This window comes from Klebsiella sp. MPUS7, from assembly GCF_009905335.1.
Taxonomy (GTDB): Bacteria; Pseudomonadota; Gammaproteobacteria; order Enterobacterales; family Enterobacteriaceae; genus Klebsiella; species Klebsiella grimontii.
This window is the reverse complement of sequence record NZ_CP047604.1, coordinates 3,379,445-3,396,522: the sequence shown is the minus strand read 5'-3', so window position 1 is coordinate 3,396,522 and position 17,078 is coordinate 3,379,445. Positions and strand designations below refer to the sequence as shown.

Sequence of the window (17,078 nt, the reverse complement as noted above, 5' to 3'; positions counted from 1 at the left end):
AACTCCCGTTTTCCGGACAGGGCGCTAATACCGCTGTCCGGCAATCCATTCTCATCAGAACTTCATCGACCCTTGCAGGTACAGCGTGCGCGGCTGGCCGGCGTAAAGCCCTTTGTTGTTATCGTCGTATGAGCGGGTGTAGTACTCATGATCGAAGATGTTTTTCACCCCCAGCGCGAGATTGAGATTGGCCATCTGCGGGCCAAAGTCGTAGGCCACCCGAGCGCCCCACAGCATATAGCCGGGAATACGGCCGGTGCTGCCATCGGCGCTTTCGGCAACGGTATTGGCGTTATCGGCAAACTGGCTGGACTGGAAGTCGCTGTTGAGGTTAAACGTCCAGCTGCCGGGCTTGTAATCGACGCCAAAGCTGCCTTTGTGTTTCGGCGAGAAGGGAACCTGATTGCCGTAGGTATCGCCCTTTTCGCGGATTTCAGCGTTGACGTACGCATAGCTGGCGTAGAGCGAGAGATTATCAAGGGCGGGTGAAAGCTCGCCGAGAGAGTAACGGGTTTGCGCTTCCAGGCCGCTATGACGCGTTTTACCCCGGGCGGTCACCGTGTCATTGGTCTGGTTGGAGTCGTACTGATTATTGAAGTTGATCAGGAACAGCCCCATTTCGGCGGTCAGCGCGCCGTCGTCGTAGCGGGTGCCGACTTCCCAGGTGCGCGCTTTTTCCGGTTCCACATTGCCGCTTTGCACAGCCTTGCCAATCTGGCTGTACTGTACGGTGCCGAATGAACCTTCTGTATTGGCATAAAGATTCCAGCTGTCGGTGAGGTGATAGAGAACGTTCAGCGCCGGGAGCGGGGCGTTATAGCTGACCCGTTCGCGGGTGCCCAGCAGAGCGTTGTCCTGATAAGACGCAATGTGCTCGAAGCGCATCCCTGGCGTAATCGTCCAGTTGCCGATATCCACACGATCGTCGATATACCAGGCGTGCGCTTCGGTGCCGGAGCGGGTATCGCGATCGTACGGGCTGGCGGCGCTGGGCAGCTCGCCGCTGGTGGTCGCGGTGTAGTAACGCATTTCGTGGGTCGATTCGTTGACGTAGCGATAGCCGACGCCGACTTCGTGGGCGGATGGGCCGATCATAAAGCTTTGGCTGTAGCGCGGTTCGATGCCGCGGACCCAGTATTCGCGCGGGGAGAGGGTAATGCGCTTGCCCTGTTCCAGGTAGCCGCTGCGCAGGGTGTGCGTATAGAACCCCTGAATATTAAACTTATGCTGCGCATCCGGCTGAAACTGGTAGCCGAGGCTGGCGAGCTGACGACGCCCCCAGAAGCGGTCGTAAGGTCGGGTCGACTGCCAGCGGTCGGCGTTATAGTCGGCGCGAGAGAGGCCGCCGGGCATATCGGCTTCGCCGTCGTAGTATTGCAGCAGGCTGTTAAAAGTATGCACTTCGTTGGGCGCGTATTTGCTTTTCAGCATCACATCATCAATCCGCGTCGCGCTGCGTTCGCGCCAGTCGCTGCCGCGGGTGCCAGAATAGAGCAGAGCGGAGCCGAAACCGTTTTCCGCCGTGCCGCCGATCGCGAAGTTATGCGTCTCTTTCGGATTGTTTTGCGACGAGGTGGGGCTGAGCTGTCCTTCAACGCCGCCCTCAATGCCAAAATTCTCGGGGATTGCGCGGGTGACGAAGTTCACCACGCCGCCGACGCTCTGCGGCCCGTAGCGCACCGCGCCGCCGCCGCGCACGACATCGATGGCGTCCATATTGCCGAGCGAGACCGGCGCCAAAGAAAGCTGCGGCTGGCCGTAGGGGGCGAAGGGAACCGGAATACCGTCCATCAGCACCGTGGAACGGCTGGCAAGGCGCGGATTGAGGCCGCGAATACCAAAGTTCATCGCCAGATCGTGACTGCCGGTACCGGTATTTTCCGGCGCGTTAACGCCGGGGATCCGGTTCAGCACTTCGCGCATCGTGGCGGCGCCGGTTTTGCCGAAATCCCCCCGACGGATAACGTCGCGGGCGCCGGCGTGTTCAAAGACATCGTTTTCGCGCGCGTCGCCGAGCCAGTCCCCGACGACGGTGAGGGTGGATTCTGAACTAACGGGCGCGGGCTCCAGGGTCCAGACATTCTTGCCCAGCGGCTTTAGCCGTAATCCGCTGCCGTTCAGCAACGTATGCAGGCCCTCTTCGGTTTCAAAGCTGCCGTGCAGGCCCGGGCTATGCTTGCCGCGCGTCAGGCTGGCGTCGGCAGAGAGCGTGATACCGCTGCGGGCGGCGTACTGGTTCAGTACGGTATCTAAATCTCCGGCGGCAATATCAAACTGCGCGGCGGCAAATGCCGGCGCGGCAGCCAGCGCCGCGAACGGCAGCAGGCTTAAACGGATGACCATCACCAGAGGCATCGGTTTGCGTAAAACGCGTAAGGGCGTCATGTTTTCTCCACGATCGTTTTTGGTTGTATTCACCTAATAAGTCGAACGAGCAGGGGAAAAGGGACAAAGGAGAATGAGAATTTTTTCGTTTTTTTCTCAGGCCGCGGCGAGCGTGACCCAGTAGCGGGTGACAAACCGCAATTTAATCGGCAGCGTTTGCGCGATGACCTGCAGGATGGCGTCCGGATCGCCCAGCGTAAAGGTGCCGCTCAGGCGTAAATCAGCCACGGCGGGATCGCAGCGCAGCACTCCGGTGCGATAGCGGGCGAGGGTGGCGACCACCTCGCTCAGCGCGGTATCGCGAAAGGTCAGCACGCCTCGGGTCCAGCTATCCTCGCCGCCGTTGAGCTTCACCAGAGCGGCGAAACGATCGCGGGTAAACCACAGGCTTTCCCCGGCGTTAACGATTTGGGCGCCGCCGGACGGTAAAACGGCTTCTACGGCATGCTGCTGTACCGCCAGCCGGGTGCCGCCGGCAAACTGACGGACGGTGAATTCGGTGCCGAGCGCGGTGAGGGTGCCTTCGCGGGTTTGCACCCGGAATGGCCGCCGCCGGCTGTCTTGAGCGGTGGTGATGGCGATTTCGCCATAGCGTAAATGCACCATCCGCTGCCGGGCGTCAAAACGGACATCGGCGGCACTTTCGCTATTCAGGGTTAACAGCGTACCGTCGGCAAGCCGCTGCTGGCGCGGCATACCCTTCGCCGTTCGGTAGTCGGCGCGCAGCCCCTCCGCCAGCTCGGACTCCCAGAGCCGCCAGCCGCCGCCAGCGACCAGTAAAAGCAGCAGCCCTTTCAGCACGTGACGACGCGCCAGGCGGCTATCGTGAAGGGCACGGCTGGCCAGCCCGCCCGGCAACTGCCCCATCTGCTGGCGCAGGTTTTCTACCTGCTGCCACGCCCACTGATTTTCGTTGTTTTGTTCATACCACTGCTGCCAGCGGGCCTCCTGCTGCGGGCTCACGCGCCCGTCGCTGAGGACCGCGTACCAGTGCGAAGCGGAACGCAGCGCCTGACGGCGGGAGTCGCTTAGCATTGGTTTCACAGGCCATTCTCCAGACGAAACAGCAGGCAGTGCTCGGTGGCTTTCGCGATATATTTCTTAACCGAACTGACGGAAACCGCCAGGCGGCTGGCGATGTCGGCGTAGGTCAATCCTTCAAGCTGCGAGAGTAAAAAGGCCTCCCGGGCTTTGACGTTAAGCCCGTCCAGCATGGCGTCAATCTGCTGTAACAATTCAAGCTGGCTTTGTCGCTGTTCCGGGGAAGGGGAGAGTTCTTCCGGTAGCTGAGAGAGCATCTCGAGCCATGCGCGCTCCAGCGCATTTCGGCGGAACAGATCGATCATCACCCGATTGGCAATTGTGCAAAGAAAAGATTTTGGGTCGCGAATGGTCGACAGCGACCCGCCGGCCATAATTCGGACAAAGGTATCCTGTGCTACGTCGTCGGCGTCATAAACGGATTGCAGCTTATGGGTAAGCCATTTTTTCAGCCAGCCGTGATGGTCGCTATACAGCGAGGCAAGCGTCAGCGGAGAGGCGATGGCGGAAGAAGGGGACATAGCCAGGTTCAGAAAAGTTGATCAATACGGCATATATTAATATGAGAATGGTTATCATTTCAATTGAAGCGCGATCGTCACGGCGCGATACCGCACAATAGTAACGATAAGTTATTGTTAAATATTGAATAGATTTTTATGCCGATCGCGGAATTGGCTTCAAATCAGCTGAATGCACACAGGCGCTTAAAATTGTCTGCAACGGGCGGGGTGTTGAAGAGCGAGAAACGTCCGGGATTTTTAAGTATGATGCGCTTTTTTCAACGCCAGAAAAGGCACCTTAACTTTATTGCCTGCTGTTCTGTTAAAGCAACGGAGGTAAAAAGTCTGAAATAAGCTGCGGCAATATGGATAATTGTCGATAAATATTAATTATTGTCAGGAAACTAAAATAAGCTGATTCTTATTTTAGGCTTTACCCTTGGATTCCTTTTAAATATTTCTCTTTTATGTCAGTGAGGCTTATAGAACATAAAGGAATAGCGTATCGGCAAACGTTGTTAAATGGATAACGGAGAGGAAAGCCTACCCCGATCTCGCCGGGTCCCAGGTGCCGCGCGGTACGGTTTCAGCGGCGCTTAGCGGGGCTGAAGCCGCCGCGTTCTGGTCTGCTGGCACGCCGCTTCATGTTGAATGATTAGCGTGTTAATCATTCTTGTGATGGATATTTGTTGACTATTCTTCATTTTTTATTTTACATTTTGTTACAAGTGTGCTGGTATTGTGTTTTTTGCTACTGGGCTCTTTTTTTACTTGCCGGAGTGAATTTACCAGGATTATTATTGTCTGAACTGCTACACGTACCGCCTAATGACAGATGAAGGGACTCGTTTTTTCCTTAAGCGTTACCTCATGTTCTAATGTTTACAGGAAAAAACATGTCTTACGCTTTTAATAAAAAACTGCTTCATCCCCGTAATTGGGGGACCTGGTTTGGCCTGGGTGTGCTCTGGCTTATCGTCCAGCTCCCTTATCCCGTATTGCACCTTATCGGTACCAGCGCCGGTCGCGCATCCCGGCGCTTCCTTAAGCGTCGTGAGCATATCGCCAGACGTAATCTCGAACTTTGCTTCCCCACGATGTCGCCCGCGGCGCGCGAAAAGCTTATTGAGCAGAACTTCATGTCACTAGGGATGGGCCTGATCGAAACGGGAATGGCATGGTTCTGGAGCGATGAACGCGTCAAGAAATGGTTTGACGTCGAAGGCATGGTTAATCTCAACAATGCCCTGAGCGAACAAAAAGGCGTGATGGTTGTCGGCGTCCACTTTATGTCTCTTGAGCTGGGCGGCCGTACGATGGGGCTGTGTCGTCCGATGATGGCGACCTACCGTCCGCACAATAGCCCGTTAATGGAGTGGGTGCAGACGCGCGGTCGTTTGCGCTCGAACAAGGCGATGATCGACCGTCGGAATTTATCCGGTCTGGTGCATGCCCTAAAGTCGGGTGAAGCGGTGTGGTTTGCGCCGGATCAGGACTACGGTCCGAAGGGGAGCGTATTTGCCCCGTTCTTCTCGGTACAGCAGGCCGCAACGACCAACGGCACCTACGTGCTCTCTCGTTTATCGGGCGCGAAAATGCTCACCATCAGCATGGTGCGTAAAGCGGATCGCCGAGGTTATAGCCTGCACATCAGCGACGTAATGAGCGACTATCCTGGCGAAGATAAACAGGATGCGGCAAGCTATATCAATAAGGTTATTGAGAAAGAAATCCTGCGCGCGCCGGAGCAGTATCTATGGGTTCACCGCCGCTTTAAAACCCGTCCGCTGGGTGAAACTTCGCTCTATTAAGGCATCCGCACTCGCGGCGCTTTCAAAATGGTCCCGGTTGCGTTAACGTGCGCGGGATCATATTTTGTTGTAAGCGAAGGAGTGCGTTGTGTTCGCTGAGTTTGGTGTACTGAATTACCTGACCTACCTGGTTGGGGCTATCTTTATCATCCTGGTTCCCGGCCCGAATACCTTTTTTGTCCTCAAGACCGGCGTCGCCCACGGCGTCAGGAAAGGGTATCTGGCGGCCGCTGGCGTATTTATCGGTGATGCGGTGCTGATGTTCCTGGCTTTTGCCGGGGTTGCGACGCTTATCAAGACCACGCCGGTACTGTTCAATATCGTTCGATACCTGGGGGCGATTTATCTGCTGTGGATGGGCGGTAAGATGCTCTACGCGGTGTTAACCCAGCGTGACGGTCATTCGTCTGCTGATTCCGAGCCGGGGAGCGCGATTCTTAAACGTTCGCTGACCCTCAGCCTGACGAATCCAAAGGCCATTCTTTTTTATGTCTCATTCTTCGTGCAGTTTATTGACGTCAGCGCCAAAACGCCCGGGCTGGCGTTCTTTATCCTGGCGTTGACCCTGGAGATTATTAGCTTCATCTATATGAGCTTTCTGATCCTCTCCGGCTCGTTCGTTACGCGTTACGTGAAGACGAAAAAGAAACTGGCGAAAATCGGCAACAGTCTGATAGGCCTTGTATTTGTTGGTTTTGCCGCCCGTCTGGCGACGCTGCAGTAGTAATCGTTGCGGCCGGGACGTGCGACCGGCCCGATAGCGATTGGCTCTTTCTTGTAACAAAACTCCTTCAATTTTGATTGCATTGGTGTTACATATACAGCCGATTATCGTTCAGAAAAAAGGGAACCCGGATGATTCTGCAGAAACTCACCAGCAATAAAAATAGCAAGAAGTTCTTTTTGTCGATAGCGGCGATATTCGCCATCGCGCTTATCGTGGTTGGGCGTGCGACCTTCGGCGGCGTGGTGAGCGAATACAATATGCCTTACTCAGAGTGGACGACGTCAATGTTCTTCCTGCAGGGGGCGATGGTGACGGTTTATAGCATTGTCTTTACGCTGCTGTTCTCTATCCCGCTGGGTTTCCTCTTTTTAGGTTCCGACCGTCGGGACTGATCCCATGCAATAAGGCGAACCGAAGTTCGCCTTATGATGTTGTCCGCTTTATCGCCAGTCTCTGTCGTCATGATGATGATGGTGGCGATGGTGGTGATAGCCTGGGTCGACAATACATCCCGATAACAGCGTGCAAAGCGCGAGAATCAACGGCAACACGATCGGTTTTTTCATTTCTCACTTCTCCAGTTAAATCCGTCCGCAGAAACGGCCATGCGGTATCGGCTGATGATGTGAGTGTATTCTTTTAAGTTATTGAGTAGATGAGATAATTCTGCAATCTTTGCCGAAGAGCGGCGCGAATATTCCTGGATTTACCACCAACCCAATTGCGTTCCCGCCAGGGCGACGATGGCGACAATAAGCATAATAATGGTGCTTTTTTTCATTACGCTCCGCCTGGCGCCGCATAGCCGCCGACAAAAAACCAGCCCAGAAAAACAACGGCGACGATGAAAATAGCCACCGGAAATAGAATACCCAGCCTCATTATTGAGCCCCTGTAAGTGCAAGTCGTGGCGAATATCATACGGGATTTCACCGTAGATTAGTCAATATGAAAAAATCTTCCCTGACGACGAGACTGCTTATCCAGATACATCGCGTCGTCGGCGGCGCGTAGCGCCTGTTCTACGTCAATCTGCTGCGGGTCGGCCTCAATAACGCCAAAGCTGGCCCCCGGGTAGTTAATCCGGTGCTCGCCAAGGAAATAGATCCCCGTCAGCGCTTGACGTAACGCGGCGATATACTCCTGCTGGTCGGCTAATTCGGGGCCCGGTCCGACAATTAAAAATTCATCGCCGCCGAGACGGCCGACAATATCACCGCTGCGTACGTGAGCCGCCAGACGTTCGCCAACCTGAATCAGAAAGTTATCGCCGCACGGATGGCCGAATCGATCGTTGATTGCTTTAAAATCGTCGAGATCGATAAAAATCAGCAGCATGCTGCGCCGCTGCTCGCGGGCCCGCGGAAACTGCGCGGCAAGATACTTAAACAGCGAGCGGCGATTCGGTAAACCGGTAAGCTCATCAGTGTATGAGTGCATTTCAAGCGCGACGTTGGCCGAGCGAAGCTGCTGCACTAGCGTCTCTTTTTCAACGTAGTGGGCGATGAGGTTCGCGAACAAATTCATGACCTGCTCACCCTCAAGGTTATAGGGTTGTCTTACCCGGCTGGTGGCGCACAGCGTGCCGAATAATGAGCCGTCGGTCAGGCGCACAGGAATGCTAAAAAAGGTGGCGATACCCAAATCCTGCGCGGCGATACACGAACGCCAGCGTTCGGCGACATCGTTACTGAAAAGGCAACGCTCGTCGAGCGCACGTTTACATAGCGAGTCGTTCCATGGGACGGAGAACCCTTCTGGGATCTGCATTTCGCTGCTGTTATGCGCATACATAATCAGCTGTCGCTGCGCGTCGAAGTCAATACGCGTCAGGTAGGTGGATTCCATTCGGGTAACAAGCTCCAGCATCTCAAGCAGCTGTCGCACCAATGTTTCGAGGGAGTGTTCATTGGCTAGCGTTTGCGTCACGCGCGCGAGAATAAAATCGGACATGAGGAATACGGCTCCCGAACGCTAATCATAACTACCAGCAAGTTATGCTAAACAACAATCAGCGCAGAATTAACATAGATACATAAAATTTAACACATCTGTTAGGAGAATACCTGCATCCGCGGCGGGAAAAAAAGCCCCGTCGGGTGCGTTGGAAACACCCGGAACAAGGGGCTTTCAACGGTACAATGCGGGGTTGCGCGGCACGCAAGACCATTGAAAGCCATAACTAATTACCCATCTGTGGACATTATGTGGACGTTTCACACATCAGCGCTACCTCTCAGCGGGTTAAGCGAGATCGCGTCCTGGAGGTATTCGGGCGCAAAGTGAGCGTAGGCCATAGTTTGCTCAATTCGTGCATGCCCAAGGATCCTCTGTAACGTAATAATGCTTCCCCCATTAATCATAAAGTGCGTCGCGAAACTGTGGCGTAGTGCATGCGTCGCCTGGCCGGTCGGAAGATCAGGTTTTACTTCCCTGAGTATCTGTCTGAAGTCAGAATAAGACGCCTTACCAAATAACAACCCTCGCTTACCATCCGCTATGAGTTTTGCCACTTCCGCTGAAACTGGAACAGTCCGCTGCTTGTTACTCTTGGTTTTAACGAACGTCACACGGTTCTGTATGATGTTTTCTGCCTTGAGTCGAGCCGCTTCACCCCAACGAGCACCTGTACTCAAACAGAGAACGGCTATCTTCTTGTTGTCGCCATCCAGTCTAAAGAGCAAGTGCTTGATTTCGTCCTCTGTCAGATAGCCAGTTTCGGGGACTTCTTCTTTCAACTTCTTCCTGCCCCTGATCGGATGTTCACCCGAAAACAACTCGGCCTCGATAAGCGCTGTGAACATGCCACTGATGCTGTTTAGGTCACGGTTAATGGTAGAAGCTTTAATGCCCTGACTTCTTCTTGCCGCGTAATACTGACTAATCAGCGCTTTCGTAATCTGAAAAGCACAAGGATCGTCGGTAATCCTGCAAAAAATATCTAACTTGTTGCGGTTTATCCTACCGTGCTCCTCATGCTTGCCTTTCAAATTCCACCAAAGCTGTATCAGTTCAGACAGATGCCGCTTATCCGTCGGTTTTGATAACCATTCTTTGGTGTGATGGTTGAACTGAGTATGCTTCTCGAAAGCTACCGCTTCACTTTTCTTATCAAACTTCCTGCGGATACGCTTTCCATTGCGACCAGCAGGCCTGATGTCCACTTCATATCGACCATCATCGAGTTTCTTAATAGTCATAAGAAAACCCTCCGATGGGTGCGTTTGCCTTTAGGCCTCAACGCGTTGCAATTATGTGATGAATACTTTTCGACCAATAATAGACATTTGAAATGTATGTAGGACTGGTTAATTGTTAACCAGTCTTTTGGTCTGAGTGCTGCGAGGTTGTTAAGTCTTGCCCAAAGTGTGCGAGTGCCGGTGCGATTTGACCGGCTTCAGGCGAAACCTGATCGGTCATGAACCACAGTGTGTATTTAGTAAATTGAGGTATTTGCAGAATCTTCATCATTACGTCGGTTGGTGGGGTTGAGCGTCCGCTTTCGTAATAACTTAAAGTCCCATAAGGAATTCCTGTTAGATCAGATAGTTGCTGTCTACTTAGATACTCAGACTTTCTTATTAAGACGATTTTCTCGTTTAACGCGTTTGACATGGTGTTTAGATCTCAATAGTATGGTGTTTAGATGTAAACAGTTAAGTGTTTAGTATTGAACACTAAAGCCAACTATAAGCCATTAAGAGCAATCCATGAACCGAATAACGAGGAAATGTTAATGGTAAAGCAAATCACAAGCACGACCGATGCGGTTCCTTATCAGGAATTTGCCAGACTCATCGGGAAAACGCCGGCTGCGGTAAGAGGAATGATCGAGAAAGGGAAGCTTCCTGTAATCGAGATGACCGATCCCCTGTCTACATCTGGCCGTGCGGGCGAGTACTGGGTTTACCTTCCAGCCTGGAACAACGGCATGAAACTGGCCTACGAAAGTCGTCCAAAGGAGATCAGGGAAGGGTGGTTGATGTGGCTTGGTCTCGGTGAGTCAGGTCGATAGCCGGTTTCAGGGGAGGAAACATGAAGAACGGTAGCCGCGGATCAGTATCACAACTCAATAGCAAAACCAGCCTCTACTGTGGTTTTACTATTCTGAAACTCCCACGCAAAAAACCGTACAACCGCCAGCGCTATCAAATTACGCACACAGGCCATTATTACGGCATTGACTTTGCTTTATCAGAAGCATGCCGAACGATTGACAGAATCATGAGTAAAAAGCGGTTTATTGCTTTTTAATCTCTGGGGGCGAAAATGAAACTCGAATATGCAGACAAAATTAACTCGCTTTTACAATGCTTCCATTTCAATAAAGAGTTTCTGGAATGGAATCATGATTACTCTCTCCAGCTTTTACGCCATGGCGTATCCCACCTTTATCATTTCGCAATGCTTCAAGGCGAGAATGATGAATGCACTCTTGAAGAACTCCGCAACATCATTATTTCCGTCACCGATGGTGATATCCCTAAACCATATAACCTGCTATCTCTGGGCGCTGAGCAACTGAAGAGGGCTATGAAGTTTGTTCAGCCCCAGGCTGTAACCGTAGAGGTTACACCGGAGATCCTGGAACACCTGAAACTGGGAGCTGAAGCCTCCTGGCGGCTGGAGCCCCCTCGCTTTAACTGATCATCGGAGTACGCCATGTTCACCGAAGAAAAAACATCTTGGGAAGAGGAAATGCTGATTCGAGAAGCAGTGGAAAGTGCCGAGCAGGGGTTCACTGTACATCTAAAAAATGGTGCTCGTATCACCATTAGTTCAAAAAGCCCGTCTAAAGATTTAATAATTTACGGGCTCGAAAAAGCCATTCGCGGTAATCACGATCGCGCGCGAATGACCTTTATTGATTTCATGTATTACTGGCATGAAAGGATATTTAAGCAGATTAAAAGAAAACCGCGTCCAAACAATTAATTAACCCGATTTAGAAATAACGGCATTCACTTTGCCGGGGATTCGTTTGCCTTTTTTAGGAGGTTGCATGTCGGTTACGTCAATAAAGCCGGAAGGCGGAATAAGCGATCCAGAGTTTATGGGTATCAGCACCAATGCGCGCAAAGGCGAGCGCGCCCACTTACTAGGATTGCTGCGCATCCGTATGGGCCTGCTGAAAGAGCAAGGCCTTACCCCCGAAGAGATTTATTCAGCACTTGAGCAGTGGATAGCCAACCACGAAACAATCACCAGCGAGGGCAGTAGACCATGAATCACGTAATGATCGATTTGATTAACGTTAGTAAGAAACCGTCATCACCTCTGTGTGCCATTGAAGCTGTGTTTTTTGAACCCTCAACAGGGCAGATCGGAAAGGTTTTTTATTCTTCGATAGACATTCGTAAATCTGAAAGCTTGAAGGGCCGTATCAGCATTAGTACGGCATTCGATTGGATGAAAAAAGACTCTCACTGGCGCGCCGAAGTAATGAGCGCAACCGAAGCTGAAGAAGATGCACTTTGCAGCCTTGCTGCTTTCATCGCCGACAACACCTGTCCCCGGAACGCGGCGTTATTCGTATGGTTCAAAGATGCCCCGGAAAAACTGGTTTCACTTCGTTATGCCGTGGATCGCTTAGAGGTGTCAGGCATTTTACCTGAAGGCACAAAATACCGCTGCATTCGTTCACTTCTCGACCTTGCTGCTGCCACAGACTATGCGCCTCATGCGAGAAGCGCCCTGGCATGTTACACGCTCACTGACGCGCGATATCAAGCGGAACAAGTCTGCGAAATCTGGCAGCGCTTAACCTCCCCACACATTGGATCGCTGTGAGGGCCGCCATGCATTCGCATTTATCTGTTGTTTGTAACGCGCCGTTGCCGGTTTGTAAGAGGGCGCTTGCCGCCCTGAATTGCTTTGCTCGTGGACAGCGTAATTACACCCGCGTCAAGCCACACGCCTATCTCGTGATCCGCATTGGCCTCCGTTGGCGTTTGCTCAGCAAAAACGGTGGTAAGCAGTGGCGACTGATGACCCATGAAACCTATAACCAGGAATGCCGCAAATGATTAAGTCACCTCTTAAGTGGGCTGGCGGTAAAACCCGCGTGTTGCCGGAGCTGCTGAAGCACTTACCTAAAGCCGATTGCTTGATTGAGCCCTTTGTAGGCAGTGGCACAGTCTTTATGAATACGGAATACCGCCGCTATGTGCTTTGTGACAGCAATCGCGCATTGATCAATTTCTTCCTCGCGCTCAGGGAAGACCCAGAAAGATTGATACTGATCGCCAGGAACGTATTCAGAAATGGCAATAACGAAGATAGCTATTACGAAGAGCGCAAGTTGTTCAACCACCTGTCGTGGGATGACGAGTGTGCAGATGATTACGTTGTACGGTGGGCGGCCTCATTTTTATACCTGAACCGCCACTGCTTTAACGGGCTTTATCGCACCAACAGGGATGGCGGTTTCAATGTTCCATTTGGCAGCTATAAGGCGCCTTATTTTCCAGAAGCAGAAATGCGCCTATTTGCCGAAAAGGCGCGGGATACTCACGCGCTCTTTCTTTGTAATGATTTTCGTACTTCCATTCCGTACGTCGCCAGGAATCGCCTGGACTCCGTGATTTACTGCGATCCGCCGTACATCCCGACTAGCAAAACAGCTAACTTTACCGCTTACGGCAAGCCATTTACCCTGGATGATCACCGCGCTTTGGTTACGGCGTTACTAGACGTTAATCGCCAGCATGGAACGCGCTCGGTCATCTCGAATAGCGACACACCAGAAACACGCCAGATCTACTCCGCTTTCAATCTCCACGCCTTCAGAGTTCGACGTTCCGTTAGCGCCAAAACCCGCGATATGGCCGGTGAAGTGATTGGCGTGCTTCGCGTATGCGGTCGCTGTGGTCGCTCTGGCGGCGGCAATTGCCCGTATTGCAGACCAGTAAAGAGGCTTTCAACTTACGGCGCAATTGCGGCGACGGGTGCATTCGACGAGGCGGAGGGGTTCTGATGAATACCATTGATGCCGTTATAACCCGCATTCTTGACGTCTGGCCATATCGCCATTTCTGGATCGTTGAGGTGAAGATGTTGAACTGGGGCCGATACAGCAATACGACAATTAACCGCGATAGCGAAAAAGATGCTCGCCAGGTTCAACCCTGCGACACAGTGACGATCTGAGGCCCGCAGATGAACGAAGAAAATGAACATGACTATTTCTGGCGAAATTTCATGATCTGCTGCGTAATTTGCCTGCTGCTGTTCTGGCTGCCTAGGGGAAGCATAGCCTTTTATCTTTGGACAATAGTGGCCTATGGCTGATATCCATTACCACGGAACCCCCATTTGGGGGGGGCGCGGCAGCGTGCACAGGATTGCTGTTTCTGGGGCTGGTGCATTTGTTTCTTACGCGAGACCAGACCAGCTCCGTGAGTCTATTCGCTATGCCATGCATGTAGGAATTGATAATGCTGCTTTTTCTGCGTGGAGAAGAGGGCTGGTTGTCAATTGGAATGATTTCTATCAATGGTTGCTTCCCCATTATCACCATCCGAAAGTTAAGTTTTTCGTTATCCCTGATGTTGTTGAAGGCGGGGAGCATGATAACGATCAGTTGATTAAACAATTACCAAAAAATCTGAAGGAAAAGGCCGCGCCGGTTTGGCATCTGCATGAATCAATCGATCGGCTTGTTGAACTTTGTCGCAGTTGGCCGCGCGTTTGTTTCGGCTCATCAGGTCAGTACGCTTCAATAAGAACCGAAGCATGGCATGGAAGAATGCAGGAAGCATTTGAGGCTATCTATAGCCGGCATAGCTTTAAAACGAAAATTCACGGTTTAAGAATGCTTGACGGTAGAGTCTTGGGTAACTATCCCCTGTCCTCTGCGGATAGCACAAACCTTGCCTGCAACATTCCTAAATTCAACGCCAAATACCCAGACTTAACGAAAAACGTTATTGAGGCTGATTATTCAAAAGGCTTAAGCGAGGAGGCTTTAAACCTCCTGATAAAGCAAAGCCGTTGCGCGGTACTTAAGGGAGCAATAGAGAAAGTCATCCCTCCGTCAGTGCAGGAATGGGCAGCAAGGCCCGCCATGCCTAAGCAATTTACTCTGGAGGGGATATGACAGAGATTGCTTACTCATGGAGCACCACTCGGCAGGCTGTCAATCCCAAGACAACTAACGAACCAGCACGAAAATCCTCTGCGCTGGCCGTCTGGCTTGCGCTTTACGCACAGGACGAAAGCGGGCAACGCGAGAAGGCAGAGGCATTGAGTCGCGCAGCAGAAGAGTACCTCTTTTCTGTCGCGCGTTGCGATCCCTGGCTCCGCGACGAGATGCATAATGCGCTGATTGAGAAGGCGAAGCGACACGCAGAACTCCATCGAGCAGATCCTCTCACTCTGATTCGTGATAACGTCGCCAGCCTGCCAGATTTCCTGCGTAAACCGCTGGAATCAAGGATTAAGTATTTAGAAAAATCAGAAGACCCACGCTATTTACCCGCCTACCTGAATGAGGTCGTCACCCCCTCACTGGCGAGGATTGATGCTGTCCGTGCTAACCAGGCGTCGCTGTCATTCCAGTCCATGGCTGGCAGGGATAGCCTTGATCAACTCCTTCGACTTGCTGAACTGAATCAGCGGGAGGTTAAGCGGCTTTCAACGCTGGTCGCAGCGCACATTGATAAGATTTTCATCCAGCTTTGCGGTGAGATGCTGACCGATGAATTAGCTTCTCCCATCGTAATACTGGAGCTCTATCGTCGTGTGGCGGCCGAAGTGTCACGCCTTGATGTTATCCCGCCGGGTTATGAAGCGCTCCGCAGCAAACATAATCGCCGCAACCCGATTAATTACGAGCTGATACCGGGCGCGCTTGCCCGTATGCGTTGTGCTGACTGGTGGCAACGTAAGCTGTGGCAACTCCGCAACGAATGGCGGGAAGAGTTGCTTCGGGCTGCGTGCCTTGTTCATCGGCACGCATCACCTTATGTCAGCCATGACATTCTGTTGCAGAAGCGGGAACAACGCCGTAAGGCGATGGATTTTTTCCGCAACCATGATCTGATAAACGAAGATGGCGACACGCTCAGCATGGAGGATGTGGTGCTTGCAAGTGCCAGCAATCCAGCGCACCGTCGTAATGAGATGATGGCCTGTGTCAAAGGCCTGGAATTGATAGCTGAAATGCGTGGCGACTGCGCCATGTTCTATACCATCACCTGTCCTTCTAAGTACCACGCCACACTGATGAACGGGAAGCCTAACCCTACATGGGATCACTCGACAGTTAGGAAAAGCAGCGACTATCTGGTTGATACGTTTGCGGCATTCCGTAAGGCAATGCACAAAAAAGAGCTGCGCTGGTACGGCGTCCGCGTAGCCGAACCACATCACGATGGCACTGTGCACTGGCATTTATTGTGTTTTATGCGCAAAAAACATCGACGTGCAATCACAGAGCTGCTGCGTCGTTTCGCTATCCGAGAAGAACGCGCCGAACTTGGTAGTAACACTGGCGCTCGTTTCAAGCCAAAGCTGATAGACCCGCGAAAGGGGACTCCGGCCAGTTATATTGCAAAGTACGTCAGTAAAAACATCGATGGGCGTGGGCTGGGTGACACCGTCAGCAAGGAGACGGGTAAATCACTCCGTGATAGTGCCGAGCACGTCACTGCGTGGGCATCGTTGCACCGTGTTCAACAATTTCGTTTTTTTGGGATTCCAGGCCGCCAGGCGTACCGCGAGTTACGATTGTTCGCATCGCAGGCAACTCGTGCTATGAAAATCAGCAAACCGGGTGCTCCGGTACTTATGGATCCAAAACTGGACGCTGTGCTCGCTGCTGCTGATGTTGGCTGTTTTGCCACTTACATAATGAAGCAGGGCGGTGTACTTGTTCCCCGCAAAAATTACCTCATTCATACCGCCTACGAGCCGACAGTGGAACCAGGAACCTATGGCGATCACGGGATTCGTATTTATGGCATTTGGTCGCCAATCACCGGTAAGGAAAACAAAATATGCACGCATGTCCATACCTGGAAGATGGTGAAGAAGGCTCCCGCTAACCCAGGCGCTGAAAGCGCCGCCCAGGGCGACCCCGTCGCCCCTTGGACTCGTGGCAATAACTGTCCCCCAAACCAAAAAATCCGCAAAAAAGAGATGGTAACTGACGTTGCTATACCCGAGATAATGACCCTTGGTGAAGGAACGGGAGCGCTTGATGTGAGTAAACTACCCGCAAAAGAGCGCCGGGCTATACTGAGAAGGATTACAGAGGAGATCTATAACAAGAAGAAAGCGCTGGGCCACGTAGAATCACGCAATTACTCTCCGCTTGAGGTCCTGTTGAGCGATTTTGCTTCATCTATTGGCATCGAACTTAGTGAATCCCAGGTTAATCATTTACTTAATGGTAAACGCATACGTTATGGTGATCGCATTTACTACGCGACTCACGATGGGGGGCTGCGCAGTACGGAACCCGAAAATTCAGATGTTAAGATTCGGAATATGTGGAGCGTGTTGAAAAAACGCAATAAAGTTGATGTAGGTCACATTATTGATAATCCAGTTGGGCATTATTCTGACATGCTAAGGAAGATGGATTACCGGGCCTAGGCTGTTCTCTTC

Annotated in this window: 22 protein-coding genes; 13 read left to right on the top strand and 9 right to left on the bottom strand. The window is 52.0% G+C overall.

All coding sequences use genetic code 11. The annotated features are described in order from the left end of the window. Nucleotides 1-54: 54 nt before the first annotated feature. From fecA to fecI, 3 genes are all read right to left on the bottom strand, one after another. Nucleotides 55-2,385 (bottom strand): TonB-dependent Fe(3+) dicitrate receptor FecA, encoded by a 2,331-nt coding sequence (fecA, locus tag GUC22_RS15870; protein WP_049086654.1) that lies wholly within the window; start codon nt 2,383-2,385, stop codon nt 55-57. Between the two features lie 96 nt (nt 2,386-2,481). Continuing rightward, nucleotides 2,482-3,429, bottom strand: coding sequence for a ferric citrate uptake sigma factor regulator FecR (gene fecR, locus GUC22_RS15865; protein ID WP_049103372.1), 948 nt, complete (start codon nt 3,427-3,429; stop codon nt 2,482-2,484). Then, entirely contained in the window at nt 3,426-3,947 is a 522-nt protein-coding gene (fecI, locus tag GUC22_RS15860) for a ferric citrate uptake sigma factor FecI (protein ID WP_024359511.1), read from the bottom strand. The genes fecR and fecI overlap by 4 nt, the downstream gene beginning before the upstream one ends. Before the next feature lie 878 nt (nt 3,948-4,825). Here fecI and lpxP point away from each other — a divergent pair. The 3 genes from lpxP (at nt 4,826) to GUC22_RS15845 (ending at nt 6,859) form a co-directional block, all read left to right on the top strand. Beyond that, on the top strand, nt 4,826-5,740 hold the full coding sequence (lpxP, locus tag GUC22_RS15855) for a kdo(2)-lipid IV(A) palmitoleoyltransferase (RefSeq protein WP_004138325.1): 915 nt from the start codon (nt 4,826-4,828) through the stop codon (nt 5,738-5,740). Between the two features lie 88 nt (nt 5,741-5,828). Continuing rightward, nucleotides 5,829-6,464, top strand: a complete 636-nt coding sequence (leuE, locus tag GUC22_RS15850; protein ID WP_160183640.1) for a leucine efflux protein LeuE — start codon at nt 5,829-5,831, stop codon at nt 6,462-6,464. 131 nt (nt 6,465-6,595) lie between these two features. Beyond that, on the top strand, nt 6,596-6,859 hold the full coding sequence (locus GUC22_RS15845; RefSeq protein WP_004131510.1) for a DUF2534 family protein: 264 nt from the start codon (nt 6,596-6,598) through the stop codon (nt 6,857-6,859). 48 nt (nt 6,860-6,907) lie between these two features. Here the strand turns inward: GUC22_RS15845 and GUC22_RS15840 are convergent, their stop codons facing one another. From GUC22_RS15840 to GUC22_RS15815, 6 genes are all read right to left on the bottom strand, one after another. Continuing rightward, the gene (locus GUC22_RS15840; protein WP_004138323.1) at nt 6,908-7,033 is read right to left on the bottom strand and encodes a hypothetical protein; all 126 of its coding nucleotides are present in this window, start codon (nt 7,031-7,033) and stop codon (nt 6,908-6,910) included. A 140-nt stretch (nt 7,034-7,173) separates the two neighbouring features. After that, nucleotides 7,174-7,227: a hypothetical protein gene (locus GUC22_RS27620; protein ID WP_367400250.1), complete on the bottom strand. Its 54-nt coding sequence runs from the start codon at nt 7,225-7,227 to the stop codon at nt 7,174-7,176. Nucleotides 7,228-7,247: 20 nt separating this feature from the next. Next, entirely contained in the window at nt 7,248-7,349 is a 102-nt protein-coding gene (locus tag GUC22_RS15830; protein ID WP_004101234.1) for a YoaK family small membrane protein, read from the bottom strand. A 57-nt stretch (nt 7,350-7,406) separates the two neighbouring features. Beyond that, a complete protein-coding gene (locus GUC22_RS15825; RefSeq protein ID WP_082237268.1) occupies nt 7,407-8,420 on the bottom strand; it encodes a sensor domain-containing diguanylate cyclase in 1,014 nt (337 codons plus the stop codon). 263 nt (nt 8,421-8,683) lie between these two features. Next, nucleotides 8,684-9,667 (bottom strand): tyrosine-type recombinase/integrase, encoded by a 984-nt coding sequence (locus GUC22_RS15820; RefSeq protein ID WP_024359508.1) that lies wholly within the window; start codon nt 9,665-9,667, stop codon nt 8,684-8,686. 115 nt (nt 9,668-9,782) lie between these two features. Beyond that, nucleotides 9,783-10,082, bottom strand: a complete 300-nt coding sequence (locus tag GUC22_RS15815) for a helix-turn-helix domain-containing protein (RefSeq protein ID WP_071991927.1) — start codon at nt 10,080-10,082, stop codon at nt 9,783-9,785. A gap of 121 nt (nt 10,083-10,203) precedes the next feature. On the opposite strand from GUC22_RS15815, the gene GUC22_RS15810 reads away from it, so the two are divergent. The 10 genes from GUC22_RS15810 to GUC22_RS15770 all read left to right on the top strand — a co-directional run bounded on the left by GUC22_RS15810 (nt 10,204) and on the right by GUC22_RS15770 (nt 17,066). Then, nucleotides 10,204-10,482 carry a regulatory phage cox family protein gene (locus GUC22_RS15810; protein ID WP_160183639.1) on the top strand — a complete coding sequence of 93 codons (279 nt, stop codon included), beginning with the start codon at nt 10,204-10,206 and terminating at the stop codon, nt 10,480-10,482. Between the two features lie 20 nt (nt 10,483-10,502). After that, nucleotides 10,503-10,721, top strand: a complete 219-nt coding sequence (locus tag GUC22_RS15805; protein ID WP_004131515.1) for a hypothetical protein — start codon at nt 10,503-10,505, stop codon at nt 10,719-10,721. 15 nt (nt 10,722-10,736) lie between these two features. Further along, nucleotides 10,737-11,114 (top strand): hypothetical protein, encoded by a 378-nt coding sequence (locus tag GUC22_RS15800; protein ID WP_024359505.1) that lies wholly within the window; start codon nt 10,737-10,739, stop codon nt 11,112-11,114. Between the two features lie 15 nt (nt 11,115-11,129). Further along, nucleotides 11,130-11,402, top strand: a complete 273-nt coding sequence (locus tag GUC22_RS15795; RefSeq protein ID WP_024359504.1) for a hypothetical protein — start codon at nt 11,130-11,132, stop codon at nt 11,400-11,402. Between the two features lie 67 nt (nt 11,403-11,469). Continuing rightward, the gene (locus tag GUC22_RS15790; protein WP_004213098.1) at nt 11,470-11,694 is read left to right on the top strand and encodes a hypothetical protein; all 225 of its coding nucleotides are present in this window, start codon (nt 11,470-11,472) and stop codon (nt 11,692-11,694) included. A gap of 8 nt (nt 11,695-11,702) precedes the next feature. Then, entirely contained in the window at nt 11,703-12,257 is a 555-nt protein-coding gene (locus tag GUC22_RS15785; RefSeq protein ID WP_264673098.1) for a 3'-5' exonuclease, read from the top strand. A 232-nt stretch (nt 12,258-12,489) separates the two neighbouring features. Further along, a complete protein-coding gene (locus tag GUC22_RS15780; protein ID WP_160183638.1) occupies nt 12,490-13,443 on the top strand; it encodes a DNA adenine methylase in 954 nt (317 codons plus the stop codon). Continuing rightward, entirely contained in the window at nt 13,443-13,616 is a 174-nt protein-coding gene (locus GUC22_RS27295; RefSeq protein ID WP_201746397.1) for a hypothetical protein, read from the top strand. The genes GUC22_RS15780 and GUC22_RS27295 overlap by 1 nt, the downstream gene beginning before the upstream one ends. Nucleotides 13,617-13,749: 133 nt before the next feature. Further along, nucleotides 13,750-14,565, top strand: a complete 816-nt coding sequence (locus tag GUC22_RS15775; protein WP_160183637.1) for a hypothetical protein — start codon at nt 13,750-13,752, stop codon at nt 14,563-14,565. After that, entirely contained in the window at nt 14,562-17,066 is a 2,505-nt protein-coding gene (locus GUC22_RS15770) for a replication endonuclease (protein WP_160183636.1), read from the top strand. The genes GUC22_RS15775 and GUC22_RS15770 overlap by 4 nt, the downstream gene beginning before the upstream one ends. Nucleotides 17,067-17,078 lie beyond the last annotated feature (12 nt).

Coding starts and splice junctions, on each gene's coding strand:
- fecA (WP_049086654.1), bottom strand. CDS start 2,385: ATGACGCCCTTACGCGTTTTACGCAAACCGATGCCTCTGGTGATGGTC.
- fecI (WP_024359511.1), bottom strand. CDS start 3,947: ATGTCCCCTTCTTCCGCCATCGCCTCTCCGCTGACGCTTGCCTCGCTG.
- lpxP (WP_004138325.1), top strand. CDS start 4,826: ATGTCTTACGCTTTTAATAAAAAACTGCTTCATCCCCGTAATTGGGGG.
- GUC22_RS15845 (WP_004131510.1), top strand. CDS start 6,596: ATGATTCTGCAGAAACTCACCAGCAATAAAAATAGCAAGAAGTTCTTT.
- GUC22_RS15840 (WP_004138323.1), bottom strand. CDS start 7,033: ATGAAAAAACCGATCGTGTTGCCGTTGATTCTCGCGCTTTGCACGCTG.
- GUC22_RS15830 (WP_004101234.1), bottom strand. CDS start 7,349: ATGAGGCTGGGTATTCTATTTCCGGTGGCTATTTTCATCGTCGCCGTT.
- GUC22_RS15825 (WP_082237268.1), bottom strand. CDS start 8,420: ATGTCCGATTTTATTCTCGCGCGCGTGACGCAAACGCTAGCCAATGAA.
- GUC22_RS15820 (WP_024359508.1), bottom strand. CDS start 9,667: ATGACTATTAAGAAACTCGATGATGGTCGATATGAAGTGGACATCAGG.
- GUC22_RS15815 (WP_071991927.1), bottom strand. CDS start 10,082: ATGTCAAACGCGTTAAACGAGAAAATCGTCTTAATAAGAAAGTCTGAG.
- GUC22_RS15810 (WP_160183639.1), top strand. CDS start 10,204: ATGGTAAAGCAAATCACAAGCACGACCGATGCGGTTCCTTATCAGGAA.
- GUC22_RS15805 (WP_004131515.1), top strand. CDS start 10,503: ATGAAGAACGGTAGCCGCGGATCAGTATCACAACTCAATAGCAAAACC.
- GUC22_RS15800 (WP_024359505.1), top strand. CDS start 10,737: ATGAAACTCGAATATGCAGACAAAATTAACTCGCTTTTACAATGCTTC.
- GUC22_RS15795 (WP_024359504.1), top strand. CDS start 11,130: ATGTTCACCGAAGAAAAAACATCTTGGGAAGAGGAAATGCTGATTCGA.
- GUC22_RS15790 (WP_004213098.1), top strand. CDS start 11,470: ATGTCGGTTACGTCAATAAAGCCGGAAGGCGGAATAAGCGATCCAGAG.
- GUC22_RS15785 (WP_264673098.1), top strand. CDS start 11,703: ATGATCGATTTGATTAACGTTAGTAAGAAACCGTCATCACCTCTGTGT.
- GUC22_RS15780 (WP_160183638.1), top strand. CDS start 12,490: ATGATTAAGTCACCTCTTAAGTGGGCTGGCGGTAAAACCCGCGTGTTG.
- GUC22_RS27295 (WP_201746397.1), top strand. CDS start 13,443: ATGAATACCATTGATGCCGTTATAACCCGCATTCTTGACGTCTGGCCA.
- GUC22_RS15775 (WP_160183637.1), top strand. CDS start 13,750: ATGGCTGATATCCATTACCACGGAACCCCCATTTGGGGGGGGCGCGGC.
- GUC22_RS15770 (WP_160183636.1), top strand. CDS start 14,562: ATGACAGAGATTGCTTACTCATGGAGCACCACTCGGCAGGCTGTCAAT.